The following is a 26,508-nucleotide window of genomic DNA, read 5'->3' on the forward strand; positions in this document are numbered from 1 at the left end:
GCTTTACCGGCTGGGGATGTTACGAGTACGAAAATTACATCTTACTTAGAGTCCTGCCAGCAAAAGACCAGTCGGACGTTTTCACCGGCTCTCTCCAATACCGTTTCTATGATGATTCGGGCTATCTCAGTAGTGACCTGTGTGCGATGCAGGTAGGGCTCATAGTCGTCCCAAAAACCTTCCACACTTTCTTTGAGCAATCGGATTTCGCTCATCCAATGACTGCGCCTGCCCAGATTAAGGACATCCCGTATTTCTTCTTTGTAGACAAAACTGCCATTGCAGCGCACTTTGATGATGCGCGGTTTGTCGTGTGCTCCCGAAGGTGCTTGTATTGGATTTTGCGGTTCCATCACACGTCGATTATTTCATGATATTGAACCCAGTTGTCCGTTGCAGGGGCCTTCAGGACACGCTGGTAGGCTTCCCAAAGCTGCTCGGCGCAGCTGTAGCGGCGGAACTGCCGGTATTCCAGCTCACGCTCTCCGGTTTTGAACAGGATGATCTTGGCAATCATATCTCCCCGGATGAAAAAGAGCGGCACCCGCATGATCTGGTGGCATACGTAGAAGACTTCCAGCCCGTAGTTCCGGTGGTTGTTTACGATGTCGATCTGCCAGTCCGGCGGGTTGGCCCGCACATAGGTCGTCCATTCGTCAAAGACTACCATGCCGTTCCGGAAGTGTGCCGCCAGCATTTCGTGCATGTGCTGGATCTCGCGGCTTTTTCGGCATACGTATCGTAGTGCGCCTTTTTTCCATACCGGGTTGCCTGACGAGTCTTTGAGGGTAAGCAGTTCAAGCGGGTCTTCCAGGTCAAGCCCAAGTTGCTGACAGGCTTGCTCCACGGTAGGCAGGTGGCGGAACGCCCGGCTAGAGCTCATATCATGGATGAATGCCCTGGGGTAGATGCCTTTGCAGTAGGTATTCTGGAAGGACTTCAGGTATTCTTCTACGAGGTCAATCAGCAGGGTCGACTTGCCCTGCCCTTTGCCCCCGATCAGCAAATAGGATTGGTAATCTCTCGCACCTGTCTTTTTGCGTGTCGCTCTTTTCCCCATCTGTTACACTTCGATTCCTGCCTTACGCACCACTGACCAGTCGATTGTATCAAGGTCGGGCTTATTCATCCGGGCTTCCACCAAGCTGCCCACAGCGTTTGCCTCATTCATGACCAGTGAGCCAATGACCGCCCACTTGGTGATATTGGACTGCCCACGCAGACGGCGTTTCCGGATTTCCAGCTCGATCAGCTTTGCCAGAGTTTCCCGCTGCTTGTCCTTCCAGGCCAGCCGGTCCAGGAAGTCATCGCGCATTTGTTCATGCTTTTCGATGTAGCCCCAAAGCTGTTCCAGCAGTGCCTGCTCTTCCGTGCTCCGGCTGTTTTTCATGGAAAGCTGACGGGTGATCCGCTTGATGACCTTTAAATCGCTGCGGCTCACCGTGCGGTTATAGACGAAAGAGTAGATCAGGTGGCGGGCCCCCTCAAAAGCAACGATAACCAGTTCGGCGTTGAGTTCGTCCTCCTCCAGCATGTCTGCTGCGGGGACTGTGCCGGGAGCGGTATCTCCCTTTGCTTCGGCTGCTTCCTTTTCCTGCTCTTCTATTTTCTCTTCCGCATCATTGAGAATGTCCTTAACATCACCGAACATATCGTCAATGATGTTTTCATTCACATCCGCCTCATCCGTCACCTCTTCGTAGTCGGTCGCCTCACCAATTGGCGGGCGCTCAAAAGAAGGCTTAGTGATTTCGTCCTCGCTTACAGGTTTGGGCAACTCTTTAGGTGTGCCGAAAAAGTTATTTTTCATCTTCCTGGATTTCCATGCTATTGAGTGGCGGTACGATCTCGTGCTTTTCGAGCACCTTCAGGCCAGGGGTAAGCTGTTCGCCGAGTTCGCCGAAGTTGTCGGTGATTTTGTGGAGGTTCTTCCGGATGGAGGCAATCACGCTCACGATAATATTGCCGGTGGCTATATCTTCCTCTATCGATTCCGATTGTTTGAAATTGAAAGCTTTCATCACGCCTGAAATAAGACGGGAGCCTTTTATTGGGGATTTCTGAGCCATGCCCTTCTTCACTGCATCCACCACAAAGCCAAAGCGGCTGTAGATGCCGTACAAGCCATTGAGGAGGATGTCGCGCTCTTCCCGGACTTCGGTCAGGGCTTTTTCCAGCGTTTCATAGTTCGATTCCAGCTGCTTGATGTGTTCTGCCTGCCTTTCCAAAAAATCAGCATCAACGATGTAGACCTTATCTTCATTCAGGAGTTTGAGCGCAGAGCCCCGTTTGCCTGTATCGAAATCCCGCAAAAATGCCTCTACGTGTTCCGATTTTGTAGGGTTGTGCTGGTGAAAGGTCTTATCAGTTTTTCCTGTTTGTTTGGTTGTTGCCATGCCTTTTGTTGTTACTAAGTGTAAAAATTGCTATTTTCGCAACAAGTCACAACTTCCTTACTAAGGACAAAAAATTTATGGGGGTACTGAAAACGCTGCAAAATCGCGGCATTATCCGGAAAAGAGTCCGCGATATCAACTTCAAGGAAGTCACGACTAAGTATCACGCCCAGCGCCACCGCCGGGGGACTTTTGTTTTTGAAACCGTGCTCAAATACTCCGATGAAGAAGGGGAGATACGAGGTTATGAAGCCATCATCAATTTTCAGCCAGACGACAGCCGGTACTATCTGCACAACCTTTTTCAGACCGAAGAAGGCGACCGCGCCCAGGCTATTAAGGACGCGCTGAAAGCTGCCAAGGCATCACAGAGCTACAATAAGCTCACCGATGAAAGCCTATTTGATCCAGACCTGATGGACGAAATCAAAGGCACCTTTGTGCAGGCCCTCAACGACATTGAGTTGTGGGTAGAGAATCGGAACGGCTACCCCTTCAAAAAGCTCAAAGGCTTCGGTCGGTTCTGGCTGAACCTCCAACGATCCGTTTAGGCATTCATTTTTTCACCAAATACGTATTTGTAATGGACAAGCAATCTAAGGACAAGCTGGCCAAAATCGCCGCCCGCCGCAACGAACTTGCAAGCGAGCGCGAGCAGCTGACCAAAATCACCCAGGAAGAGCGAGACCTGGCCTATGAGGAATTTAAGATCAAGATGGGCTACACCGAGACGCTGGCAGAAGAAGCCAAGACGCTGGAAAACGAAGCGGTCGGTAACAACACCTTGAAGCTGACTGTCGAGTTTGGCAAAAAGAAAGTCGAGATCGACATGAGCAGAGCCACCACCCAAAAGGTAGCCGACCTGAGCAACATCGCTGAGAAGGTGGTCCGTGATCTGGCTATGTACCAGCGCCAACTGGGCAACGGCTTCCGCATGCTCCATACCAGCGGCAACGAGGTCCTGCAAGCGCAGTACAATGAGGAAAAGCGGAAGGCTGAGAAGGCCCGTGTCCGTGCTCGGGCTAAACAGATGGCTGAGGGGTAGGGGAGTAGCGCTTATTGATAAAATGAGAAACATGAGTTATCCCGAACTTTGAGCCAATAAAAAAGTGAGGCAAATAGAGATGGCCATTCTAAGCCTATAGAGCGGTATCGATGCAGATCGGTACCGCTCTCCTGTTCTGTGGCAGTAGGTTTTCAAGAGAAGCTGGACCCATTCTTTATTACGCCTTAAAGTTTGGAGCAAGAAGTCATATACTAAGCTTACGATAGCCATAAGTTTAAGCCGGTTTTCCCAGAACCAAAGTCTAGGGGACTCGATAGCCAGCTCTGTTTTAAAAAAACGGAACCCTTGTTCTGATTCCCACCGGTGCATGTAGGTAAAGAGCATCTCAAAAGCTTCCGGGACAGTATTGATTGACAGTGAAGTGAGCAGGTACATGGGCCCCTTACCCTTGTACTTGGAATCACGTACAATGATGAGTGTCAGTGCTTTGTCTGGATGTTCCGGGTGGCTTACTCCAGCCCACGCAATATTTATCCGCTTCGTCTTTTTGCGCTGTTTATCCCGTACTACCCGGCTGGCTTTGGGTTTAGCCTTCCTGGATATCTTATCAATTTTGAGTGGCTCCCCCTGGTAGTTGAGATAGACATTCTTTTTCCATCGGATAAGAAACTCTTGCTCGAAATGCAGCAAGTAACGGAGCATTTTTTCATTGGCATACCCCCGGTCAAACACGTGTAAGACCCCTTTGAGCTTGCTCTTATGGACTTTGTCTAATAGCCGCCAGGTGATGTTGTCTGGGGCTTCTTTGTATTTACCCCGGCTCGTCCACCAGCTCATTTGGCAAACACTCGGGCTAGACCCCAAACAGGACAAAAACACCCCCGTCCAGTTAAAGCCCGGCACACAAATGCGTTCTTTGGGAGGCCGGTAATAGCCAGGCTGCATCTGGGTTAAGCGCTTGGCCTTGCTACTCCACACACTGCATAAGCCCTCTGACATCCAGCTCTCGTGCCTCTCCACCTGGCTATCGCCCCATAACAGCAATGGGCGTCTACCTTTGGCCAGCAACCCGCTGATACGTTGGCAAGACCGGTTGAAAAGATAATCGTCAATAAAAGATGAACCCCATTTGTCGGAACGTAACAAATTGCTGATCCGCTTGGTCCCCGCCGGGGCATGGGCATGGCCACACAGGTAACCCCCCAACTCGCTGAGCAGTAACCCCATGCGGCGTTCGCGGAACAATAAAATGATAGCGAGTAAATTAAAAAAGGTACGTACCAAACGGACGTCTAGCAAGATATTTAGTTGTTGGCGTATGTCCTGGCTGTAATCGTTTAGCTTTTCTAACAGCTGTAAAGCATTTGCAGTGTTTACTCCCTCCTTTTGATTTTCTTGTAGTATCTTTAAAAACATAGGCTCTTTGTGTTTTTCGAAGTTTGTCGTTATTCCTCGAATTTACACAAAAGAGCCTATTTTGTTGAGCATCCTAAAATTCGGGATGACTCATGTTTTAGCTTGATCACAGACTGAGAAGGATGATGTGTTTTGGCGAAGAATTCGGGAGAAAAAGGTATTTGCTTTCTCTCCATTTTCTAAAGTACCGGACCTGGATATTTAGTAGAACCGACAATGAAATCAGGGAGGAAGAACAGCAGTTGAGATGTACTACACTTCCCCCTCCTCGCTGACAAAGAAATAAATTACCAAATACTGCACTTGCGTTTTCTGGTGGTTAAAAGGAGCATGTTTGATTCTGCCGTCGAAGAACAGGGAGTCTCCTTTCCGGAGATCAAGCACGGTGTTCTCAAGGTGAAACTTGATTTCTCCATCTATTATATACAAAAACTCATAGGCAGCAGTAGATACGAGTGGGCGTTTATTGCCTGGCTCCAATGCAACGATAGAAATCTGAAAATCGTTGTTATCCAGGGTGTGCTCAAAAATGGACTGATACTGGAACCCTTCCGCACTTTCTTCTTTCACGTACGGCACATAATTTTCTTTTCGGACAAGCAGATATCCGCTAAATTTCCCCTGTTCGTTGATTTCAGCAAAAAAATCCTGGGGTTCCACGCCAAGAACACTGATAAGCTGGAACAGTGTGGGAATGGTCGGAATAATGCGCCCGTTTTCAATTTTAGAAAGCATTGCAGAGCTGATTCCAGCGGCTTTGGACAAGTCGACGAGGCGGAGTTCCTTTTCTTTTCGGTAAGCCCGGAGTTTGGGGCCAATGCGGTGTATTGCGTAGCCAGATCCTAATTTCATTTTTTTTTCTTTTTTCAGAAAGGTACTAAAACACATAGTGGTAAAGATAGTTAAGGAACGTTTAAATAATAACTTCACCATTTATGACTGCTTCTTTTTGCGCTGGTCTGTGTTGCTCATCAGTCAGGTAGCTTTGGCTATCTTCTTTCTTAGCGCCTTGCCCAGCACAAAAATAACCGACTCAAAATGTCGAATCTATTTTTTTAACGTTCCTAAGCCAGAGCAAAAACTTTCTGGTCAGCTTTTCAGTCAATTTGCTTATTGCAGAAAATATAAGATTAAAACTGCATTTTTTTCGTATTATGAAATATATTTGGCGATATGAAAAAAGGAACAGCAGCCATATTTAATGCTGATAAGCAGTCATTTGAATTTTCTTCTTTTCCAAAACCTCAGCCCCGTGGGCAGGAGCTTTTAGTACGCAACTCTTATGTTACGCTTTGTAGTAGTGATTTGAAAACCTATTCAGGAGAGCGGAAAGAAGCAAATCCGACCATACTTGGACATGAGGCATGCGGTCATTTAGAAGCTTTGGGTCCAGATGCAGCAGTAGTTGATGAAAAGGGTCAGCCGCTACATATTGGTGATCGCCTTACGTGGGCGGTATTTGCCAGCCCAAAGGAAGATCCTCAATCCCAGGCTGGCCGGCCTCAGAAAGCGGAAGGTCTTTTTAAGTATGGGCATGAAAAGCATACGTCTGATTGCAGCTGGCATGGAGGTCTGGCTGATTACACCTTGCTTAGACCTAACAGTATAATAATTAAGGTGAAAGATTCTATGCCTATACCTGTCCTCGCCATGGCAAATTGTGCGGTGGCGACTATGGCTGGAGCTATTCGGCTTGCCGGGCCAATGAACGGGATGAGCGTTTTAATAGCTGGAGCTGGCACCTTAGGTCTCGTAGGGTGCGCTATGAGCAAGGTTGCAGGGGCCTCTAAAATCGTGGTGGTAGAACCTGTTGAGCATCGCCGGGCAAAAGCTTCTGCCTTTGGGGCAACGCATACCTATACAACGGAATCAGTAGCGGGCTCTTTCGATATAGTATTGGAAACGAGTGGCATCCCAGCATCAATGGAACGTACTTTAGAATTGCTTTCAATAGGTGGTCGAGCAATATGGGTTGGGGCTGTATTTCCGCAGCGAAAGGTTGAGATTGGTGCAGAGCAATTGATCCGTGGACTGCACACGATTAAAGGATTGCATAACTACAACAGGCTGGATTTTATACGTGCAGTTGATTTTTTAGAAAACTATCATAGCCGGTTCCCATTTAACCTTATCGTGGAAAAGGAATTTCCGCTGTCAGAGGCAAAGGAGGCTTTTAAATACGCTATTATTGAAAAGCCGTTGAGGGTCGGTATTTTTTTATAGGGGAAACAGTATAGGAATAAATATTTATTTGACATAGCAACAGTTCAGTATGCTGTTGTCCAAACCCTTATTCCTATGCCAAAGCAATCCTCTATTACCCGATGGCTTGCAAATACCAACGGACTATTCTTTTCTCTTTACTGCATTGCTGCTGCTTTCATCACCTACTGTAGCATGTACGCTTTCCGGAAACCTTTTTCGGCAGGGACCTACGATGACCTGTCTGTCCTGGGAATAGACTACAAAATTGTACTTATTACCACTCAGGTAATTGGATACATGCTATCAAAATTTATTGGTATTAAAGTGGTCTCTGAAATGGGTCATAACACCCGGGTCAAAAGCATATTGATATTAATCGGTTCAAGTTGGCTAGCCCTGTTGGCGTTTGGTTTTATTCCCTACCCCTATAATTTTATGGCTTTGTTTTTTAATGGTTTGCCTTTAGGCATGATCTGGGGCATTGTGTTCTCTTTTTTAGAAGGCCGTCGAAATACGGAATTGTTAGGGGCAGGAATGGCCACGAGCTTCATTGTGTCTTCTGGCTTTGTGAAAGCAGTAGGGAAAGCGGTAACGGATAGCTACGGCTATTCAGAATTCTGGATGCCTTTTTTGGTTGGGGCGCTTTTTGTACCAACGTTATTCGCTGGGGTATGGATGTTGAGTAAGATTCCGCCGCCAACACCAGAAGATGAGGCAGAACGGACTGAGCGAGTACCAATGGGCCGTCAGGAACGGCGCCAATTTTTTTACACTTTCGCACCCGGGATTGTACTGATGGTCGCTATCTATATGGCACTTACTATTTTCCGTGATATTCGCGACAATTTCGCAGTAGAGCTTTGGGGTGCACTGGGGTATGGTGAAATGCCATCTATTTTGGTTACTGCAGAATTACCTATTGCGGTGACTGTGCTTTTGATCATTGCAGCGATGATGTTCATACGGAGCAACAGGGCGGCATTCTATGCCAATCAGCTAATTATTTTTGCCGGAGGACTGCTAGTGCTATTGACGACTTGGGGATTTGATACGGGATGGCTTGCTCCGGCGGTTTGGATGATTATCAGCGGTTTCGGTATGTACCTGGCCTATATATCTTACCACACCATGCTGTTTGAGCGTTGGATTGCTATGTTCCGGTATCGTAGTAATATCGGCTATTTAATGTATGTGGCTGATGCTTTCGGGTATTTGGGCAGTGTAGGTATACTGTTTTTAAAGAATTTTGGAGGGAGTAACTTAAGCTGGCTTTCCTTCTTTATTAGATGCGGTTATTGGATGGGAGGGGCGACAATTGTGTTGATTGCATTATCAATCCTGTATTTCCGCCAAAAAGAGCAAAGTGTCAAAATTATTGTACCGGAAGGGTTGGGAAAAGTGTAGTTTTTCTCTAGGTGAAAATTTTGTTAGCCGTAATTATATGAGCTTCGTAAAAGCTTAATAAATATAGGATTAGCTTAATTCTTGTGAAAGTTCATGCAGAATTAATTTGTTGTTCATATGTAGTTCATATACTTGTGTTTTCTTCGAGGTTAATTTAAGAGCCTTTGCTCTTTACAGAGAGCCGAAACCCTTTTAAAACAACCGAAAAACTAATTTTTCACATTAATTTATCTATCATGAAAAAAAGCTATACACTCTGGCGTGTATTGCCAACTATGCTTTTGTTTCTTGGCATTACGCTTAGCGGCTTTGCCCAAGATTTTAAAGTTTCTGGTAAAGTTGCTGATACGGCAGGCGAGCCCCTCATTGGCGCATCAGTTCAGCTTAAAGGAACGAGTACCGGAACTGTAACCGATGTGGAAGGCAACTACGAGCTGCTTGTTAATGACAAAAATGGGATACTCCTGATATCCTACGTAGGTTATCAGCCCAGTGAAGTTTCTATTAATGGGCAATCTCAGATTGATATTATCCTGAATACCTCTTCTAGGTTACTTGACGAAGTGGTTGTGGTTGGTTATGGTACTCAAGAAAAGGAGGATGTAACAGGCTCCATATCTTCTGTGAAAGGAGAAGACCTTCAAAACCTGCCCGTTATTGGTGCATCTCAGGCTTTACAAGGAAGAGCCGCTGGAGTACAGGTCGTTCGTAACGGTGGAGCGCCCGGAGATGGTGGTTCCATCCGGATTCGTGGAACCGGTACCGTTAACAATGCAAATCCTCTTATCGTTGTAGATGGCGTCCCATTGGCTTATGGCAGTATTAACGATATTAACCCGAATGATATCGAATCCATGGAAATATTAAAGGATGCTTCCTCTTCTGCAATCTATGGTACACGAGCTGCAAATGGTGTGGTGCTCATCACAACCAAGAAGGGTGGATTTAATGAAAGAACAACCGTTACGCTGAATACATACGCCGGTATTTCCAATATTTCAAACCGTATTGATGTACTGGACGCTCCATCTCTGACGAATATTAAAAAAGAGGCTTATCAAAATGACGGTTTGGATGTTCCTGATATTTGGAACGAACCGGCATTTCAGCGCCAACGTACTAACTGGCAGGACGAACTTTTTCAAACTGGCTACACTCAGAATTACGATTTCACCATTAGTGGTGGTAGTGAACGAACCAGCTTTGCATTTACAGGTGGATATTTTAGCGAAGAAGGGACAATAGACAACTCTTTCTTCGACCGTTACTATGCACGTATTAATTCTACATTTAAGGTAACGGATTGGCTGACAATTGGTGAAAACATGCAGCTTACTCGTCAGGAGGGTAATTTTCTGAATACCAATTCTGCTCAAACAGGCTTGGTTTGGAGCGCTATCAGGTTTCACCCAGGCTTGCCCGTTATTGTAAACGAAGCCCTTCCAGGCCACGAGATTGGACAGTATGGTTCTTCCCAGGTCAGTGGTGAATTCGGAGACATCAATAACCCTATTTTTACTCAGGATATCGAAGATGACATCGCTACGAATAACCGTTTTCTTGGAAACCTCTTCGCAGAAATTCAAATTCTTGATGGATTGAAACTGCGCGGTAATTTTGCTGCAGATGCCTCACTGTTTGACAGAACAGAGTTCTTTCCGATCATTGATCAGCAGATACGTGCCCGGGACCGGAATGCACTTGAACGTTCCTACGGCGAGTCATACTCCCTGTTAGGAGAGTATTTTCTAACTTACGATAAAGTCTTCGCGGGTGTTCATCAGGTAAACCTGGTCGGCGGTTATACGGCTCAGCAGTTTGTTTCAGAAAACTTCTTTGCACAACGCTTAGATTTTCCAAATGAGGAATTTGATCAGCGATTTCTGAATGCAGGTAACACGATTTCCGGCGCAAGCGGGACTCGGCAAGACTTTTCTCTCCTTTCCGGATTTGGGCGTCTGAACTATTCTTATGATGGACGCTACCTGCTTACCGCTACGGTTCGTCGTGATGGTTCCTCTCGTTTCGCACCTGATAACCGCTGGGGTACTTTTCCAGCCTTTTCTGCGGGATGGCGAATCTCTCGTGAGAAATTCTTTGAGAATGTCGAGGGAATTAGCTTCCTGAAACTTACCGGTGGATGGGGACAATTAGGAAATCAGGAAGTCGCTAACTTGCAATACCTTGCATTGGTGGCATCCGGGCGCCGATATGCTTTCGGCCCGGATGGCAGCACTCAGGTAGTGGGAGCAAGCCTAAGCCGTATTCCCAATGAAAGCATTTCCTGGGAAACTGCAGAAATGTTAAACTTTGGTCTTGAAATTGGACTGCTTGAAAACCGACTCTTTGGTACTTTCAATTACTTCATCAAGGATACAAAGGATATGTTGCTGGCACCACCTACCGTAGGAACGATTGGCCGGACAGATGTGCCTGATCAGAATGTTGGTGAATTGCGCAACCAAGGCTTGGAGATGGAACTAAGCTACCGTGGCGGTAAAGGTGATTTTACCTACAATATCAGTGGTAATGCGGCATTCATCCGGAATGAAGTTACCACTCTTTTTGATGGGAACTTCTTAGCGTCTCAATTTTACGGCCGGCCTAACCAGGAGATTGCCAGGACTTTTGAGGGTGAGCCTATCGGAACCTTCTTTGGATGGACAACCGACGGGCTGTATCAAAACGCTGGTGAAATCTCGAATGATGCGAATATCGCCAATGATCCTCGTCGGGAAGCAGGGCTGATTCAGCCAGGCGATGTCAGGTTTGTTGATTTGAATGGTGACGGCTTAATTGATGATGAAGACCGCACGATAATTGGCGACCCCACTCCGGATGTAACGTATGGCCTCAATGCTGGATTTGGTTATAAAGGTTTCGACTTGAATATTTTCTTCCTTGGAGTAGCAGGGGTAGACATTTATAATGCCGACCGTATGCAGGGGCTGGATGCCTCCTATCCGTTTAACCTTTATGCAGAAGCTGAAAACCGTTGGACAGGTGAGGGTAGCAGCAATTCCATTCCTCGCGCATCCGTAAATAGAGACAACCTTAACTTCCGGACTTCTGATCTATTCATCGAGGATGGAAGCTTCCTTCGGTTGAAGAACCTATCCCTTGGCTATACTTTGCCCAGAAGCGTCACGAGCAACATCGGCATGACGAATCTTAGGTTTTATGTAACGGGGCAAAACGTATTTACCATCACGGATTATTCTGGTCTGGACCCTGAGCTCGGTTTAATTGATGGAAACCTTCAGAGCAATGTTGATTATGCGCAGTACCCACAGGCCCGTACATGGGTTTTTGGCCTGACCGCTGGATTTTAATTACTAATCTTACAACAACTAAATAGGATCATGAAAAATATCATCCTCCTTTTACCCCTTATTACATTGCTTTTTGGCTGTAGTGAAGAGTTTCTGGACTCTACTCCCTATGCCCAATCTACTTCTGCAACTTTCTGGCGTAACGCTGATGATGCAGTGGCTGCTGCCAATGCTCTGTACGATCCGCTTAACGATGAGCAGTTATATGGACACGGCGAACAGACTTTTGAAATTTGCAGTGATGATTTCTGGCGTGCGGGTGACCACGGAGAAGACCAAGCTATCGAAGAGTTTGTTTTCGATCCGGATAACGCACAGCTACGCCATGGATACAGCCGGAAATATGAAATTGTGAACCGCGCGAATGCCATCCTGATCAACGTACCTGATATCGATATGGATCCTGCATTGAAGGATCGTGTTCTGGGGGAAGCATATTTCATGCGTGGTTTCGCCAACTGGCGTTTGCATGTGATTTACGGGGAGCTTCCACTCATTTTCGAGCAAGATGTTATTGACGGTACCTTCAACAAGCCAAAAGCAACTACCGACGAGATGCGGGCAGCCATTGAGTCAGATTGGCTGGAAGCGGCTGCTTTGCTTCCTGCCAGTTATTCAGGTGCAGATATTGGACGGCCAACTAGCGGTACCGCTAATGGTTTCCTGGCAAAGCTATATTTGTACATGGACAATATGGATAAAGTGATTGAGCATGGTGAGCGCGTTATCAACGGCCCTTATCCATTAGCAGCTGACTTCGGCGATAACTTCCAAATAGAAACCGAGAACAATCCTGAAATGCTTTTCTCTGTGCAGGCGCAGGATGGGTGGACTACTTGTGCCTACCGGATTTACTCAACCCCACGCCCCTGGGGAGGGTGGGACTTCCACGAGCCAATTCAAGACTTGGTAGATGAGTTTGAGGAAGGCGATCCCCGCCTCGATTATTCTATCATGAAACCCGGCGATATCATTGATTTAGGTGGCGATCGTGGACCGACAGAGTATACCGCTGACCTTTCCAGCACGGGTTATCATTTTCGGAAGTTTGCCAGCTGGCGTGAATCTGGTGGACTGGATGGTAGCCAAAACGTTCCTGTTCTTCGATCTGCTGATGTTTACTTAATGGTTGCAGAAGCAAAAATCCGTCGTGATGGCAACGGTGCAGGAGATGCAGAAATTAATGCTGTCCGGGAGCGTGCAGGCTTGGAGCCTGTAAGTGGCGCTGGTATGAGCGAACTGATTCATGAACGTCGTGTAGAGCTGTCTGGTGAAAACCAGCGCCACCAGGATTTGATGCGTTGGGATAAGGCAGGCTTTATCGATATCGTAGAGCATTACAGGGAGGACCGTGGTGCATTTAAGCCATCCCGTGATTTCCAGCGGCCAAAGCACTACTACTTTGCCATTCCACAACGGGAGATTGATCTTAGCAACGGCGTACTGGAGCAGAACCCGAATTATTAGAATTTTCCGGCGCTTTTTTCTAGGTGCTGGGCGCTTATAAAGTTTACGTCTATTACTCAGGGCTCAGGCTTTCCGTCTGGGTCCTGACTTTTTTATATTTACTTTTTGATCTTATTCAATTGAATGCAAGATGAGTTGTGCAAGGTTTTTTGTTGTCTTTGCTATGGTCTTGATTTGTTATAGCTGCGCCTCTGATCCGGAAGAATTATTATTGGGTACCTGGCAAGTAGACTCGGTTTATTCTTATTACAATGGATTTGATATTTGGGAGTACGAGAAGGGGATGGATTGGGCGGATTATGAATATACGCCAGATGGCAAAATGAAAGAAATTAAATTTGGAACCTTTCGGGCTTATCGCTATCGTTTATCAGGGGATAGTTTGTTTTGGATATCTGAAAGCGAGTCTAAGGCAGGTTGGTTTGAAATCATAGACTTACGCCCAGATTACCTGGTGTTGAAAAGAGATAAAGCGCCACTGTTTGAGGGGAAATCGCAGGAGCGGTATGAAATTCGTTTTTTTTCACGAATAGATGCCGAAGGGAAAGTAAATACACTCTCGAAAGATCAAAATAACTAACCATGAAGGTAGTTTGGAATATACTTCTACTTCTTTTTGGGTATTTAGCCATTGTCGCCCAAAACTTAGTGCCCAATCCAAGCTTTGAGGCTTACCTCCAGTGCCCACCTTATCCCGGGCAGATCCATTTGGCAGAAGCATGGGATGCTCCCAACCACCAAACCACCGATTTTTTCCATGGATGTGCGCCTCTCTCAACTGGTGCTGGCGTACCTGCTAACCTGGTGGGAGAACAAGTGCCTCATAGCGGAGATGGATATGCGGGCTTGCGTACCTGGGTCCCCGTAATTGACGGTAACCCACCTTACCGGGAGTATCTTTCTGTTGCTCTGGTCCGCCCCCTGCAGGCAGGTCGGGATTATCTATTCCGCTGTTGGATCAGCGTGGCTGAGGCTTCTAGCCACTTTTCTGATGGTGTTGGCTTTCTGCTCACAGAAGCCCCCTTGCAAAATCAGGCGATTTATACTCAGGAGCCACAATTACGATTTATACCTGGCGTACCACTGGAAGAACAGCAAGATTGGGTATCTTTTTCCGCTGTTTACAAATCGAAGGGTGGGGAACGATATTTAACTATTGGCAACTTCCAAATAGATACTGAACGTTTATTGCTTAAAGATAACGAGCAATCGCCAACCGTTTACTATTACATCGATGATGTCAGCATAACCCCTTGTCGATTACCGGAAAGATTGGAGTCATACGTTGATACCTTTGTCTGCCAAGACGAAGCAATCTTGGTTGCTGGGCAACATGGTGCACTTTCCTACCTGTGGTCAGATAGCAGAACTGTTCGCGAACGTTGGGTAGAACAGCCTGGCGAATATAGCCTGATTACTGATTGGGGGTGTTATCAAACGACTACCCGGTTTAATGTACAGGGAATTGATTGCGGTTGTGACCTAAGTTGGTCAAATCCTTTTGGGCCTGATGGACAATTGAACTTACCACTTCGATTGCTGAGCCTTGAGCTTAATTTATATGATGCAGCTGGTCGGTTAGTTGGTCGATATGATGAGTCGAGTTGGGTACAATTGAGGGATTGGTATACTTCAGGTATTTATTTTTGGAAAGCTCGCCTTGATTGTGGGATGGAGGTTCGTCATCGAGTCGGAAAAGTAGTTCTGGTAAAATAAAAAGAGCCGCTTATTCAATTGAATAGGCGGCTCGAAAAGTAGTGTATGAAAATGGAGTTTTTAATCTTCAGAAAGAGAATCATTAAAATGATATGCGCTAATTTGTCCATTATTCTCACCGCTGACCATCAGTAATCCTCCCTTAGCATAGTTTAGGATAATCAATGACTTTTGGTCACCTGGCAGATAGAGCCCGCTTTCCGCAATTTCACATGCTTGGTAACCTGTTTCTGTTTTTACCAGCAAAAGGCCGTTTAGGGAATCGTATCGACCTGTATTGGTTTCTGTGGCAAAATCGTTCCCTGCAAGTATTAAGTCCAAGTTGCCATCATGATTTGCATCGCTGGTAGCAATAGCGTGAATAGGTGCAAATTGCGCTTCTATTGGTAGCTCGTGCAGCAAAAATCCGGATTCCGTATTTTCCACCCACACGCTGGCAAAAGTCTCAATGGAAGTAGTTTTTGCCTTGTGGTTAGGAAATACGTCTTCCCAATCTGCCTCTGCATAACTTTTGTAATCGGGGTATTGCTTGCGAAGGGGAAGTAGCCAGGCCCTCAAATCATCACGGAAATGAACGGGTACTTCACGTTCCTTCAAGAAAAAAGTCATTATGGCATCGTCTCGGCTATTACCATCAAAATCAGCAATTTGTAAACTGAGCGGTTTCTCAGGAGTGGAGTGGTATGGATTATTCAAGCCTAGGTTTCCACCTGCAAAATCCAAATCTCCATCTGAATCAAGGTCGGCAACGCATAGCGTATTCCACCAACCAATTGAATGAGGAAGGGCTTGCAGTTCAAAGCCACTCGCTTTATTCCATGCTATGGTTAGAGGCATCCATTCTCCTGCTAAGAGCAAGTCAGGTCGATTGTCCTGATTGAAATCTGCCCAGTGTACATCGGTCACACGTCCTATGTTTTGAAGGACAGCTGCATTAACCGCTGTGACATCCTTGAAGTACCCATTTTGGTTTTCTAAAAGGTAGCTGGTTGGAATGTTTGCGTAATTGCCCGGGTCAATTCGTCCGCCTACAAAAAGATCGAGGTCTCCATCTCCGTCATAATCAGCGGCCGCTACCGCACTGGTACTGGTGCGCAGGTTTGGGAGTGCTGATTCTGCATGTGTGAATTGGCCCTTGCCATCATTGAAGTACAAACGGTCTTGATAGTAAGGTGAACCAACGTTAAATTCACTCCCTCCGCTGCAAACGTAAATGTCAAGGTCTCCATCCTGGTCAGCATCAAAAAAAACACTGCCAATGTCTTCTTCATAGTGAGGCCCCTGAGTGCTGAGGGGTTGGTGATGAAAACGCCCGTCCGACTGTTGGAAAAAAACCTGCCCGGCTTGTTTGAATGCACCGCCCACGAAAAAATCTTCCAGACCGTCCCCGTTCAGATCCCCCATACTCATTTTTGGCCCTTGTTGAGAATGCTTATGGGGTAGTAATGGCTGTACTTTAAAGTCTGCATAATGCGCCTCTATGTGCTGGTAGTCCAGACCAATAGGTGCTGTTACTTTCTCTAAAAGGGGCTTTGTTAATTTGGTGCCTTTTTTAGGTAGGCGTGGTTGAGCAGCCTCTGACTTGGTGATTTTTAACCGCTGATTTGCAGTTGTTTTTCCAATCTGTTGTACACGGCCATCTGGCCAGACGATATGTAAAGAATCTACCTCTTTGTGGCTGCCAAGTCCGAAGTGTAATAGGGGCTCAATAGAAGACTGATAACCCCGATAAGGAACAAGTTCCTGAAACTGTTGCTGCCCATTGGTGTATATCCATACTTTCGCACCAATGGAGAGTGACATTGGCTGTAGCGTAAGTTGTAAATAGTTTTGATTGGTAGTGGTGTTTTCGTACACCATCGCCGGAGCCTGGGTATTGTTAACGATGTAGTCCAGGTCCCCATCGGCATCAAGATCAGCCAAAGCTGCACCGTGGGAATAACTGGCATCTGTAAAGCCCCACTTAGTGGATACTTCCTCGAAGGTTAGGTCGGCCCGGTTTCGGAATGCGAAATTTGCCAAGTGAGCTCCATCTAGTGACTGTAGCGCCTCGAGGAAGGTTGCTCGCATATCTGAGCCGTACTGCCCTTTGGTGAGTTGGTTCATTTTGTAGGCTGAGAAATCCATGTTGGTAATGTCCCGCGGGTAGCCGTTGGTGATTAGTAAGTCCTTCCAGCCATCATTATCGATGTCGGCTAGCAGGGGGCTCCAGCTCCAATCCGTACTATGGATACCTGCCAGCTGGCCAATTTCACTAAATGCCAAATCGCCATTACTGGTCATCCCTTGATTCAGCTGAAGTGTGTTTCGCATATATTGTGGTGTGTAGCCTGTAATCAGTTCGGAGCGAAAACGATCGTAATTTATGGAGCCAATCATGAGTTTCCGGCGTAAATTATCCGGGGGGAGCATATCAAGTGCGATGATATCAGGACGGGCGTCATTATTGTAATCGGCTACATCATTGCCCATAGCAGAATAACTCGTATGACGGAAATAATCTGCGGCCTGGTCTTTGAAGGTGCCATCCTGTTGATTGATATAGAGGAGGTCATTGGAAAGGTAGTCATTGGATACATAAACATCCAGCCAGCCATCTTGATTGATGTCGGTGATACTGACGCCCAGGCCATAGCCTTCTTTAAGAATGCCTGCTTCAGCTGAGATATCTGTAAAGATCCCATTATCGTTGCGGTAGAGCCGGTCCGTATTAGGAGATTCCCCTTTGGTTTTCTTTTTACGAATCACATTCGGGCCAACCTCTTCGGTTATATTGGTGAGCAGGTAGAGGTCCAAATCACCATCTCTGTCGTAATCGAAGAAGGCAGCTTGCGTAGTATGCCCTGTATCAGCTATACCAAGTTTCGCTGCACTTTCTGTGAAGGTGCCGTCTCTATTATTAAGGTAACAAAGGTTAGCCCTGCGTTCTGGCTCGTATGGCCCGGCACAGCTGATATAAAGGTCTATCCAGCCATCCGAGTTAATGTCTGCCATAGCGATGCCCGTTGTCCAACGGCCCTGGGTATTTATTCCTGCGTCTTCGGTAATGTCCTCGAATTGTAAATTGCCAAGGTTGAGGTAAAGCTTCGCCTGGCTCATATTAGCAGTAAATAAAAGATCAGGTAGCCCGTCATTGTCGATGTCGCCTGCGCCCACGCCCGCCCCGTTGTAGAAGTACTCAAAGGTAATGATGTTGAGTTCTTCCGATTCTGTTAGGTTATTTTCAAACATTATCCCGGTTTGTCCGGGAGTGCGCGCCCGAAATAAACGGGGAGGATCTTCTGATGAGCAACTGGAGAACAAAAGCCATAGCCAGGCAGCTAGAGTGAAAATTCTTGATATTGGCATGTTTCAGAATTGAAAAAATGCGAATTTTCATCAAAGATAAATCCAAGGTGTTAAGTGGGTGTTAATTAGACAGAAAAATAGACTGGAAGGGATTTCTTTTTATAAAAGTTTGTAAGACAGATTTTTGTAGATCTTTTTGCTTCAGCTGTTGAACGGTCTTGTAAAATCAAGTTTAAGGTTTTTCGTTCTTTACTATCAACCTTGGAAAGTAAAAAGTAAAAATTTTACTTTTATGAAAAAATAGCCATGAAACGCTTTTTCATCCCTTTATTCTTGTTTTGCTGCAACTTCATGGCAGCGCAAGAGGATTTTCAATATAAACTATCTACCGATTCCTTACCTTGGACAGGTAGACCATTCGATAATGCCCCGGAGCAATTTCAGTTTGCAGTGGTGAGTGATCGAACCGGAGGTCACCGAGCCGGTGTTTTTGGTGATGCGATGCAAAAGCTGAATTTATTGCACCCTGAGTTTGTAATGAGTGTAGGCGATCTTGTAGAGGGCTACACCAAAGATACAACCATCCTGAATAGTCAATGGTCGGAATTCGACAGTATTCTGTCAAGGTTAAATATGCGGTTCTTTGCGCTGCCTGGTAATCACGATATTTCAAATGATGTCATGCGGGATCGCTGGCTGAGCCGTTATGGCGCTTCCTATTATCATTTCCGATATAAGGACGTATTGTTTCTCGCTTTTGACTCTAATGATGGAGATGGGGTTATGTTTAGCCGGGACCAACTCGACTACTTCAAGCATGTCATTGCTGAGGAAGAGGATGTACGTTGGACTTTGATCTTTATGCATCACCCCATTTGGAATTACAGGGAGTTTAATGGTTTTGATGAAATAGAAGCAGCGCTCAAAGACCGGCCATACACTGTTTTTGCCGGGCACACTCACCGCTATTTCAAGAGTCAGCGGCATGGGCGCAATTACTACGTGCTTTCTACCACTGGAGGGGGCAGCAAATTGCGTAGTCCAAGAGTTGGCGAGTTTGATCATGTGACATGGGTGACGATGACTCCGCAGGGTCCGGAGTTGGTGCATTTGCAGTTAAGCGGGATCATTGATGAAGATGTACTGAACGAGCAGACTGCGCCTATTGCTTTAGCCCTTCACAATGCGACTCAAATTGAACAAATGATGTTGCGAAAATCACCTGCAGAGGGTATTGTCTACCTCCGCATCGCTAATACATTGGATGGGGAGGCTACCAAAGAATCGAGTGGGTTGTTTTATGGGGGAGAAGACAGTAGTTCAGGAGCGGTTCAGAACAAAACACTGCGTTTTGAAGGGCGCTTTTATCATAACCACCACCTTTCACCCGAACAAGATGGTTTAAGTTTACAAATACCGCCGGATTCCACAGTGCAGATTGCTATCCCTGTAAGAATTGAAGGAGCAGTATCGCTAAAGGATATAGATCCGTTGGAACTGGACTGGACTCTGGGCTTCGAAAGTGATGAACCTTTTACCCCAGCTTTTGAGCTTTCAGGGATTTTGGATATTCGTCCGGAAAACGAGCCGGCGCAACTCAGCTTTACACCTATGGATGTCTTCCTGGAGACGCACGAGGTGGAGCTTTCCAGCCCATTTGAAAAATTACAAATCCGGTACACTTTAGACGGAAGCAAGCCTGACGCAGACTCGCCTCTTTACTCTGCCCCAATTAGAATGCAGGAGACCACAACAATCAAAGCCTGCTACTTCGATGCAGAGGGGGTAGCCAGGAGCGGGGTAGCCGCGCGCGAATATCGGAAGGTGGTTCCTGAGCCTGCTGTAAAAATTAAAAAGCGGGCGTTAGCAGCTGGCTTACGGTATGCCTACTACGAGGGGGACTTCACTGCAAAATTACCAGATTTCAACACCTTGCAGCCCAAGCGTACCGGAATTGCGCTATACAGCCACCCTGACTCGCTAGAACGCAGGATGGACCATTTTGCGCTCTCCTTTGAAGGTTACATTGAGGTGCCTCAGGATGGCATTTACACCTTTTATACCCGCTCTGACGACGGAAGTCAGTTGTTTGTTCACGACAAGCTGGTTGTGGATAATAATGGTTCCCACAGCGCACAGGTGCGCCGGGGGAATATTGCCTTGCAAAAGGGGCTTCACCCAATACGGGTGGCATACTTCGAGGATTTCCTGGGAGAAACTCTTGAAATTGGATTCGAAGGAGCAGGATTGGATCGCCGTCGGGTACCATTTGCTACGCTATTCCACGAAAAATAGCCTATGCGCCATCTAATACTGACCATTTTGCTGGGTTTTTCCTCTTGGGCTTTAGCTCAGCGAGTTGCCTTTGAGCCTGATACACTATCTGCGTTGAACCCCTGGACAGATCAGGAATTTGCACAACCCGATGATTCATTTCAGTTTGCCGTAATTGGTGATTTAACAGGTGGGTATCGAAGTGGTGTTTTTCCCGTCGCAGTGGATAAAGCAAATGCCGTTTCTCCTGACTTTGTAATTAGTGTAGGGGACTTGATTGAGGGGTATACAAAGGATACTGCACAGATTCAACGTTGGTGGAATCAGTTTGACAAATGGGTGGGGAAATTAGCAATGCCTTTTTTTTATGTTCCGGGGAATCATGATTTGTCAAATGCATTAATGACCAGGCTGTGGGAAGAGCGCTATGGCAGGACTTACTATCATTTCATTTACCGAAACATCCTGTTTTTGGTACTAAACACTGAAGACGGTGCGCCTTCACGTATTAGTGCAGAACAAGCAGATTATTTTGAGAGTGTATTGAGTCAGCACTCTGATGTAGATTGGACCTTATTGTTTTTCCATAAACCATTATGGCAGGAAGGAGAACCTGGTTTTTCGAGGATCGAGACTGCGCTTAAGGACCGATCCTACACGGTCTTTGCAGGACACACTCACAGGTATCTCAAGCAGCAGCGCAAAGGAAGAGACTACTATATCCTGGGTACCACAGGAGGGGGAAGCGAGCTTAAAGGAGCGGAATTTGGACAATTGGATCACTTCGCTTGGGTAACTATGCGGAAAGAGGGCCCGCAGGTTGCCAATTTAACACTTGAAGGTATCCTACATGATAGTTTAGTGACCGACGAAACAGCTCCACTAGTCGATTGTGTGCTAAAGAGCAGTACCATTAACTATGATGCAATAGTTGAAACTCAGGCAAGTCAGGAATGGGTTACCAATTTGCGATTCCGAAACTACTGTGGTCAACCCTTGAGGATAAAAGGACGCCTATTCGGCCATTCACAACTAGAACCAGACTGGGTAAGAATAGATACTATAATTGAAGCTTATGGATTTTTGGAAAAAGCTTTGCATTTGTCTACAGATCAAATCCTTTGGGGAAGCAAGCTGGAACCCATTGAGCTGGATTGGTCAGTAGAGACTTTAGAAGGGGCCTTCAGGCAAAGTTTTGTGGAGTCCATAACAATAGCTAATGCTAATTATTGCGAAAAACCTCCTTCAGATCTGGTTATAGATGGGCGCTGGGAAGAGTGGGGGAGAGCCGTTTATCAAGCACCCGCAAAGCTGGAATACTACCGATCAGCATGGCAGGGTATCGAAGACTGCGGCTTGTCTGTAAGGGTGGCAGCTAATGAAAATAACTTGTTTTTAGCACTGAAAGTACAGGATGATAATGTCTTTTATACACCATACCGTCATAGCTGGGAACAGGAAGGGGCTTTGTTAGAAATAAAATTGCCAAATCAGCTTAGTATCCGTCTAGGTTTTAGTCCAATGGATTCCCTGCTCATTGATGTAAATGATAATTGGCCAAGAGAGGGAGAACTAAAAGCAACTAGAAGCAAAAATGGCTTTGCAGCAGAATTAAGCTTGCCTATTTCTCACCTCGAGCAGTTGAATGCTGCTCCGCTAGACCAGTTTCAATTGCAATGGACCGTTTATGACCATGACCATTTAGAAGACCAATACAAAGGGACGAAAGCGTTATGGCAAAATCCTTTTCCCGGAAGCGGAACTTTTTTTCTGCAAAAAACTAAACATTAATTTATGAGACTCTTCTTTTGCTTTGTCATCATGTGGGTTACAGTACCTGGTATTTATGCCCAACCTGACTACCGAATTGCCCTTCTTGGTTGCCATAAACAGTTTGAACCTGCTCCAGCTTTGTCAAAGTACCTGGAGGCAGAACCAGACCTATGCCTGTGGATAGGAGACAATATTTATGCAGATACGGAGACCGATATAACTTTTGTTGAAAGATGCTATGCTGCCTTAGCTGCCAAACCAGCATTTCAGCAGCTGTACGAAAGATATCCTCTAGCCGCCACATGGGATGACCATGACTTTGGATTAAATAACGCAGGCAAAGAGTATGCTTTAAAAGAACAAACCAAAGCCCTTTTTCGGGAGTTCTGGGGGCTGGAGGAGAAAATCCCGGCTGAAAGAGACGGCATATATTATGCAGAGTATATTCCTGTAGGAGAAAAGGTATTGCAGCTTATCATGCTGGATGTACGCTATAACCGGGATGAACCGCAGACTGATGGTGATGTCTTGGGCGAGCCTCAGTGGGCATGGTTGGAAAATGAATTGAAGCAACCAGCAGACTTGCGACTGATCTCTTCAGGTTTTCAAATTTTGCTCGACGAGCGGGCAGGTTCTGAAACTTGGGCCAAATTCCCTTCCGCCCGGGAGCGTTTGTTCAATCTTATTCGAACCTCCAAGGCTGAAAATGTTGTTTTCTACACTGGTGATCAACACTATGGCGAAGTTAACCGTTTGTCTGGCGCCTTGGATTTTGATGCAGTAGAGCTTCAATTTGCAGGGATCAATCAGATAGAAGACCCCGAATGGAACCCTTTACGAGTTGCAAATGCAATTACATCTAAGCACAGTTACGCCTTGCTTGACCTCTATTTTTCGGAAAGCAAAAGTGAGGTGCCTCATATACACTTTCAGGTTTTTAACGCGATGACAGACGACAGGGAGATCTCCTATCGGGTCAACCTGCGAGAATTACAGCTAACGCCCGATTTTGATGGGGCGTTTGCCTTTGTAGGTCAGGGGGAAGCTAAATTAGGAAACCCTTACCCAAATCTTAGTTTACGCTATACCACCAATGGTGAAGAGCCAAGTTTAAGTGCCCCGATATATCAACAGCCAATTGTAATGGATAGGACCACTACGGTTAAGGCTCAGTTTTTTACTTCTGAAGGTCAGCCCCGAAGCAAGGTATTTGAGCAAAAATATGAACGCCTGAGCCCAAAAGCTGCTTTAAATTTAGACCGGATAAATGAGGGGCTTCGCTATAAATATTACGAAGGTAAATTTGACTGCCTGGATGACTTGATGAAAACCGAGGTTGTTGAGAGCGGGGTGGCAACCAGCCTCGATCTCGAGAAGCTCTCAAGACAGGAAGACCATTTTGGCTTGGTTTTCGAAGGTTTGATTAATGTCCCTTCCTCCGGAGTTTATACTTTCTATACCATTTCTGATGATGGATCCCGACTATACATTGGCGACCAACTGGTAGTAGACAATGATGGATCCCATAATACGAGGCAGCGTTCTGGGTTAGCCGTATTAGAAAAAGGCTATCACCCTGTGAAAATCGAATATTTTGAAGACTACAGCGGAGAGCGGCTCACTTTAAAGTGGAAGGAGCAAGGGGGAAAGGTGAAGGTGCTCGGGGAAGGAGATTTCTTTCATGAGTAGACTGCTTTTTTAAAACCTAAGATAGGTATCAATTCCTCTAGGTTCTCAATCACATGGTCAGGTTGGGAGGCGTAAAGTTGGGCAGAGGTATGCGCTCCCGTGGTGATTCCTATTGCCAGTTTGCATCCCGCGTTTTTCCCCTCCTCTATATCGATTTGGGAATCCCCGACTTTGATGACTTGCGAGGCATCTTTTATTCCGAGTTTCTTCTGTGCCAGCTTTATCATATCTGGTGCCGGGCGTGCATTAGCAACCTCATAGTTTCATTAAACTGTCTATAGCGTCTCTTTTTTCTTTGCCAGCCCCTACTGCCAATACTTCTTCCAGGGAGAAAGTATATCCTGCTGCTTGCAGGGTAGCCTGCAGAGTTTTGTACACTACGTTATTCTCGTCAATGGTAGTGCCTGCCATGTCAAATACGATCAATTTAATCATTGGGTAGCATTGGTTGGTTATTTAATCAAAGCGGCTACTACTTCTTCCTCGTACGTTTCGATGGCTGGAACCTCTTTAGTCAGATCTTTCGCCAAGTCGTCCCAAGCTCGGAGCAGAACCGCATCTTTGTAATGCTCGTGCCCTTCAAAGACAGCAATTTCTTTATCGGTCATTTTGCCACCTTGCAAATGGTAGCTTTTTTGTGAAGCCACAGATAATTTTTCGTAGTAGCCTGCTTTTACGGTACAAAGGTACCGTTTTGCTTCCACATGTAGTCGGATAGGGTCGAGTACGGCGGCTGGGAATAGACCTCGGAAGTAATCGGCGGCAATGTCCTCGTGTAAGTCGTTTTTCAGGGTAGGGTTATTGGCTTCTTCCGGATCGTCCGCAAGAATGTGTCCAATGTCGTGAAATAAAGCAGCGGTGATTAGTTCAGGGCTTTTGCCAGCTTTCTTGGCGAGGTAGGCAGCCTGTAATGCATGCTCCAATTGGGTGACTTCCTCTTCATATTGCTCATCACCATGAGTTTTCATATAATCAAAAAGCAAGTGAGCTTTAGTGTTTTTGTGCAAGGCAGCGGAAAGCCGATTCTTGAGGTTTTGTTCATACATAATGGTGGAATTGAGGTTTCTTGTTGAGTCTGTATTATGCCGTAAATATAAGCCGTTTTCTTTTTGTGAAAAAATATAGATTAAGTAATTACAAAGGTTTAATGAAAAGGAATGAAATATTTAACTTTAAAGAAAAAATTTTCCACATGCACTTAAGATTGTTTTTATGCTCTTACCCTTTTTGTTTGCACAGCCGATGCATCAAATGCTGTACGCTCATAATGATTACAAAAATATCCGTCCCTTTTGGGGGTTTGTTTGGGAAAGTCCAGGTTTGTCTGCGTTTCTTCCGTTCTGTTGTGTTTTTTATAAAATCAGCTTAAGGTTTTTCTCCGCAAATCCGGGTCCGGCTGTCATACCTTTACCACCAATACCTGTAACTATGTGAAGGCAGCCTCCAATATTGTGTTGAAAAATATCTTTAGTCTTGCATTGGCTGTAAAGGCCAAACCAGGTATTTTGAATTTCCAGGTTTGGAATGCGAAAGATTTTTTTGGCTTCCCGGAGCATGAAGACGTTAATGGATTGATCGATTTCGTAGCCGAGGGCATCTTTATTCTTTGCATCCGCATATTCATGAGAATCTCCCAGCACAATAGTACCATCCGGTGCTTGGGTAAGTAGAATATGTATTCCATATTTCTTAGCAAAAGTATCCTTAGGTTCGCTTTCCCTGACATCCTTATAGGAATTACATTCCCTGAAGCTTTCATACCTGCGGATCGTTCTTCCGGTTAATATATTCCCTTTTATTCGTAACTTTGGATTAGGCGTTGTTCTAAGCATATGGAGCTTGCTTACCTCCAGATCGCTTTGTCCGAATAATTCAGGATACAAGGTCTGGAATTCGCTCCCATTGCAAATGATTCCTTTTTCTCCAACAAAGGTTCGCTGATCACTGCTACGGAATTCTACCCCCCTATTTAGCACCAAAGACTGGGTTATCTGGCAAGATGGAAAATATTTTAGCCCCATCTGTTCTATCATATAATTAATGATTTTATGCACAGCAATTCTTGGGTCTAGGGAAATTTCCTGAGGAAAAAAAAGTCCGGCCTGACAGTATGAAGGCTGAAGAACAGGCCATTTCTGAAGGCATTCCGTCTTAGTCAGTAATTTAGACGGGTACCCAACTTTTTGATTTTGTAAAGCTAATTCTTCAATAAGTCTTACTTCATCATTATCAGAAGCAATGTAAACCGATCCATTTGATTGTAAAGATATATCTGTTTCCTGCTGCAGCTCTTTGTAAATTTCAAGGCTCCTGCGTCCAATTTTTTGCCATTTAGTATCTAGGCCGGATGGAACAACCTGACCAAAGTTTCGTGTGGTCGCCCCCTGAGGCTTTTTATTTTTTTCTATCAGCCCGACGGAATATCCAGCTCGGAGAGCATGATAGGCATGAAATGTTCCCAGAATACCGGATCCGATGACTAGAACATCAAATTTAAGAGGATTCGCCATAATGTTTCATTTTACTTGGAGCTCGGAATTAA

The 26,508-nt window shown here is 45.7% G+C and carries 22 protein-coding genes; 11 read left to right on the top strand and 11 right to left on the bottom strand.

Annotated features, from left to right (window positions below; all coding sequences use genetic code 11):
• Window positions 1-41 precede the first annotated feature (41 nt).
• The 4 genes from IX84_RS21005 to IX84_RS21020 are packed head-to-tail and all read right to left on the bottom strand — an operon-like array spanning window position 42 to window position 2,396.
• Window positions 42-353, bottom strand: a complete 312-nt coding sequence (locus tag IX84_RS21005; RefSeq protein WP_044225329.1) for a hypothetical protein — start codon at window positions 351-353, stop codon at window positions 42-44.
• The gene (locus IX84_RS21010) at window positions 353-1,060 is read right to left on the bottom strand and encodes a hypothetical protein (RefSeq protein WP_152605172.1); all 708 of its coding nucleotides are present in this window, start codon (window positions 1,058-1,060) and stop codon (window positions 353-355) included. Before IX84_RS21010 ends, IX84_RS21005 begins: the two co-directional genes overlap by 1 nt.
• Before the next feature lie 3 nt (window positions 1,061-1,063).
• Window positions 1,064-1,810, bottom strand: coding sequence for a hypothetical protein (locus IX84_RS21015; protein WP_044225333.1), 747 nt, complete (start codon window positions 1,808-1,810; stop codon window positions 1,064-1,066).
• Entirely contained in the window at window positions 1,800-2,396 is a 597-nt protein-coding gene (locus IX84_RS21020) for a hypothetical protein (protein ID WP_044225335.1), read from the bottom strand. The genes IX84_RS21015 and IX84_RS21020 overlap by 11 nt, the downstream gene beginning before the upstream one ends.
• Before the next feature lie 77 nt (window positions 2,397-2,473).
• Here IX84_RS21020 and IX84_RS21025 point away from each other — a divergent pair, with 77 nt between their 5' ends.
• Window positions 2,474-2,947: a hypothetical protein gene (locus IX84_RS21025; protein WP_044225337.1), complete on the top strand. Its 474-nt coding sequence runs from the start codon at window positions 2,474-2,476 to the stop codon at window positions 2,945-2,947.
• 32 nt (window positions 2,948-2,979) lie between these two features.
• Window positions 2,980-3,441, top strand: coding sequence for a hypothetical protein (locus IX84_RS21030; protein WP_044225339.1), 462 nt, complete (start codon window positions 2,980-2,982; stop codon window positions 3,439-3,441).
• A gap of 36 nt (window positions 3,442-3,477) precedes the next feature.
• On the opposite strand, the gene IX84_RS21035 is transcribed toward IX84_RS21030, so the two are convergent.
• Window positions 3,478-4,818, bottom strand: coding sequence for a transposase (locus tag IX84_RS21035; protein ID WP_044225341.1), 1,341 nt, complete (start codon window positions 4,816-4,818; stop codon window positions 3,478-3,480).
• A 252-nt stretch (window positions 4,819-5,070) separates the two neighbouring features.
• Window positions 5,071-5,751 (bottom strand): helix-turn-helix domain-containing protein, encoded by a 681-nt coding sequence (locus IX84_RS21040; RefSeq protein WP_081968871.1) that lies wholly within the window; start codon window positions 5,749-5,751, stop codon window positions 5,071-5,073.
• 240 nt (window positions 5,752-5,991) lie between these two features.
• Here IX84_RS21040 and IX84_RS21050 point away from each other — a divergent pair, with 240 nt between their 5' ends.
• From IX84_RS21050 to IX84_RS21075, 6 genes are all read left to right on the top strand, one after another.
• A complete protein-coding gene (locus IX84_RS21050) occupies window positions 5,992-7,041 on the top strand; it encodes a zinc-binding dehydrogenase (RefSeq protein WP_044225345.1) in 1,050 nt (349 codons plus the stop codon).
• 75 nt (window positions 7,042-7,116) lie between these two features.
• On the top strand, window positions 7,117-8,427 hold the full coding sequence (locus IX84_RS21055; RefSeq protein ID WP_044225347.1) for a DUF5690 family protein: 1,311 nt from the start codon (window positions 7,117-7,119) through the stop codon (window positions 8,425-8,427).
• Between the two features lie 236 nt (window positions 8,428-8,663).
• On the top strand, window positions 8,664-11,759 hold the full coding sequence (locus IX84_RS21060; protein WP_044225349.1) for a SusC/RagA family TonB-linked outer membrane protein: 3,096 nt from the start codon (window positions 8,664-8,666) through the stop codon (window positions 11,757-11,759).
• A 30-nt stretch (window positions 11,760-11,789) separates the two neighbouring features.
• Window positions 11,790-13,226 (top strand): RagB/SusD family nutrient uptake outer membrane protein, encoded by a 1,437-nt coding sequence (locus IX84_RS21065; RefSeq protein ID WP_044225353.1) that lies wholly within the window; start codon window positions 11,790-11,792, stop codon window positions 13,224-13,226.
• Window positions 13,227-13,356: 130 nt separating this feature from the next.
• Window positions 13,357-13,806, top strand: a complete 450-nt coding sequence (locus IX84_RS21070; RefSeq protein ID WP_044225356.1) for a hypothetical protein — start codon at window positions 13,357-13,359, stop codon at window positions 13,804-13,806.
• A 2-nt stretch (window positions 13,807-13,808) separates the two neighbouring features.
• Window positions 13,809-14,942, top strand: a complete 1,134-nt coding sequence (locus tag IX84_RS21075) for a hypothetical protein (protein ID WP_044225359.1) — start codon at window positions 13,809-13,811, stop codon at window positions 14,940-14,942.
• Between the two features lie 60 nt (window positions 14,943-15,002).
• Here IX84_RS21075 and IX84_RS21080 read toward each other — a convergent pair whose 3' ends face one another.
• Window positions 15,003-18,173: a VCBS repeat-containing protein gene (locus tag IX84_RS21080; protein ID WP_052516253.1), complete on the bottom strand. Its 3,171-nt coding sequence runs from the start codon at window positions 18,171-18,173 to the stop codon at window positions 15,003-15,005.
• Between the two features lie 510 nt (window positions 18,174-18,683).
• Here IX84_RS21080 and IX84_RS31285 point away from each other — a divergent pair.
• Genes IX84_RS31285 through IX84_RS31295 form a run of 3 tightly spaced genes read left to right on the top strand, consistent with a single transcriptional unit; the run spans window position 18,684 to window position 23,966 of the window.
• Window positions 18,684-20,525 (top strand): PA14 domain-containing protein, encoded by a 1,842-nt coding sequence (locus IX84_RS31285; protein ID WP_160213865.1) that lies wholly within the window; start codon window positions 18,684-18,686, stop codon window positions 20,523-20,525.
• Between the two features lie 3 nt (window positions 20,526-20,528).
• Window positions 20,529-22,295, top strand: coding sequence for a metallophosphoesterase family protein (locus tag IX84_RS31290; RefSeq protein ID WP_052516255.1), 1,767 nt, complete (start codon window positions 20,529-20,531; stop codon window positions 22,293-22,295).
• 3 nt (window positions 22,296-22,298) lie between these two features.
• Window positions 22,299-23,966 (top strand): PA14 domain-containing protein, encoded by a 1,668-nt coding sequence (locus tag IX84_RS31295; RefSeq protein ID WP_052516256.1) that lies wholly within the window; start codon window positions 22,299-22,301, stop codon window positions 23,964-23,966.
• On the opposite strand, the gene IX84_RS34685 is transcribed toward IX84_RS31295, so the two are convergent.
• From IX84_RS34685 to IX84_RS21115, 4 genes are all read right to left on the bottom strand, one after another.
• Window positions 23,957-24,193: an HAD family hydrolase gene (locus IX84_RS34685; RefSeq protein WP_044225362.1), complete on the bottom strand. Its 237-nt coding sequence runs from the start codon at window positions 24,191-24,193 to the stop codon at window positions 23,957-23,959. The two genes, IX84_RS31295 and IX84_RS34685, sit on opposite strands and share 10 nt — an antisense overlap.
• Before the next feature lie 28 nt (window positions 24,194-24,221).
• On the bottom strand, window positions 24,222-24,401 hold the full coding sequence (locus IX84_RS34020) for a hypothetical protein (protein ID WP_044225366.1): 180 nt from the start codon (window positions 24,399-24,401) through the stop codon (window positions 24,222-24,224).
• A 17-nt stretch (window positions 24,402-24,418) separates the two neighbouring features.
• Window positions 24,419-25,012: an HD domain-containing protein gene (locus IX84_RS21110; protein WP_052516257.1), complete on the bottom strand. Its 594-nt coding sequence runs from the start codon at window positions 25,010-25,012 to the stop codon at window positions 24,419-24,421.
• Window positions 25,013-25,318: 306 nt separating this feature from the next.
• Window positions 25,319-26,476 carry a TIGR03364 family FAD-dependent oxidoreductase gene (locus tag IX84_RS21115; RefSeq protein WP_044225369.1) on the bottom strand — a complete coding sequence of 386 codons (1,158 nt, stop codon included), beginning with the start codon at window positions 26,474-26,476 and terminating at the stop codon, window positions 25,319-25,321.
• Between the last annotated feature and the right edge of the window lie 32 nt (window positions 26,477-26,508).

The sequence above is a fragment of the Phaeodactylibacter xiamenensis genome (assembly GCF_000759025.1).
Classification (GTDB): domain Bacteria; phylum Bacteroidota; class Bacteroidia; order Chitinophagales; family Saprospiraceae; genus Phaeodactylibacter; species Phaeodactylibacter xiamenensis.

Coding starts and splice junctions, on each gene's coding strand:
- IX84_RS21070 (WP_044225356.1), top strand. CDS start 13,357: ATGAGTTGTGCAAGGTTTTTTGTTGTCTTTGCTATGGTCTTGATTTGT.
- IX84_RS21025 (WP_044225337.1), top strand. CDS start 2,474: ATGGGGGTACTGAAAACGCTGCAAAATCGCGGCATTATCCGGAAAAGA.
- IX84_RS21075 (WP_044225359.1), top strand. CDS start 13,809: ATGAAGGTAGTTTGGAATATACTTCTACTTCTTTTTGGGTATTTAGCC.
- IX84_RS34020 (WP_044225366.1), bottom strand. CDS start 24,401: ATGATTAAATTGATCGTATTTGACATGGCAGGCACTACCATTGACGAG.
- IX84_RS31290 (WP_052516255.1), top strand. CDS start 20,529: ATGCGCCATCTAATACTGACCATTTTGCTGGGTTTTTCCTCTTGGGCT.
- IX84_RS31295 (WP_052516256.1), top strand. CDS start 22,299: ATGAGACTCTTCTTTTGCTTTGTCATCATGTGGGTTACAGTACCTGGT.
- IX84_RS21065 (WP_044225353.1), top strand. CDS start 11,790: ATGAAAAATATCATCCTCCTTTTACCCCTTATTACATTGCTTTTTGGC.
- IX84_RS21040 (WP_081968871.1), bottom strand. CDS start 5,751: ATGGTGAAGTTATTATTTAAACGTTCCTTAACTATCTTTACCACTATG.
- IX84_RS21080 (WP_052516253.1), bottom strand. CDS start 18,173: ATGTTTGAAAATAACCTAACAGAATCGGAAGAACTCAACATCATTACC.
- IX84_RS21005 (WP_044225329.1), bottom strand. CDS start 353: ATGGAACCGCAAAATCCAATACAAGCACCTTCGGGAGCACACGACAAA.
- IX84_RS34685 (WP_044225362.1), bottom strand. CDS start 24,193: ATGATAAAGCTGGCACAGAAGAAACTCGGAATAAAAGATGCCTCGCAA.
- IX84_RS21050 (WP_044225345.1), top strand. CDS start 5,992: ATGAAAAAAGGAACAGCAGCCATATTTAATGCTGATAAGCAGTCATTT.
- IX84_RS21115 (WP_044225369.1), bottom strand. CDS start 26,476: ATGGCGAATCCTCTTAAATTTGATGTTCTAGTCATCGGATCCGGTATT.
- IX84_RS21020 (WP_044225335.1), bottom strand. CDS start 2,396: ATGGCAACAACCAAACAAACAGGAAAAACTGATAAGACCTTTCACCAG.
- IX84_RS21035 (WP_044225341.1), bottom strand. CDS start 4,818: ATGTTTTTAAAGATACTACAAGAAAATCAAAAGGAGGGAGTAAACACT.
- IX84_RS21015 (WP_044225333.1), bottom strand. CDS start 1,810: ATGAAAAATAACTTTTTCGGCACACCTAAAGAGTTGCCCAAACCTGTA.
- IX84_RS21110 (WP_052516257.1), bottom strand. CDS start 25,012: ATGTATGAACAAAACCTCAAGAATCGGCTTTCCGCTGCCTTGCACAAA.
- IX84_RS21010 (WP_152605172.1), bottom strand. CDS start 1,060: ATGGGGAAAAGAGCGACACGCAAAAAGACAGGTGCGAGAGATTACCAA.
- IX84_RS21055 (WP_044225347.1), top strand. CDS start 7,117: ATGCCAAAGCAATCCTCTATTACCCGATGGCTTGCAAATACCAACGGA.
- IX84_RS21030 (WP_044225339.1), top strand. CDS start 2,980: ATGGACAAGCAATCTAAGGACAAGCTGGCCAAAATCGCCGCCCGCCGC.
- IX84_RS21060 (WP_044225349.1), top strand. CDS start 8,664: ATGAAAAAAAGCTATACACTCTGGCGTGTATTGCCAACTATGCTTTTG.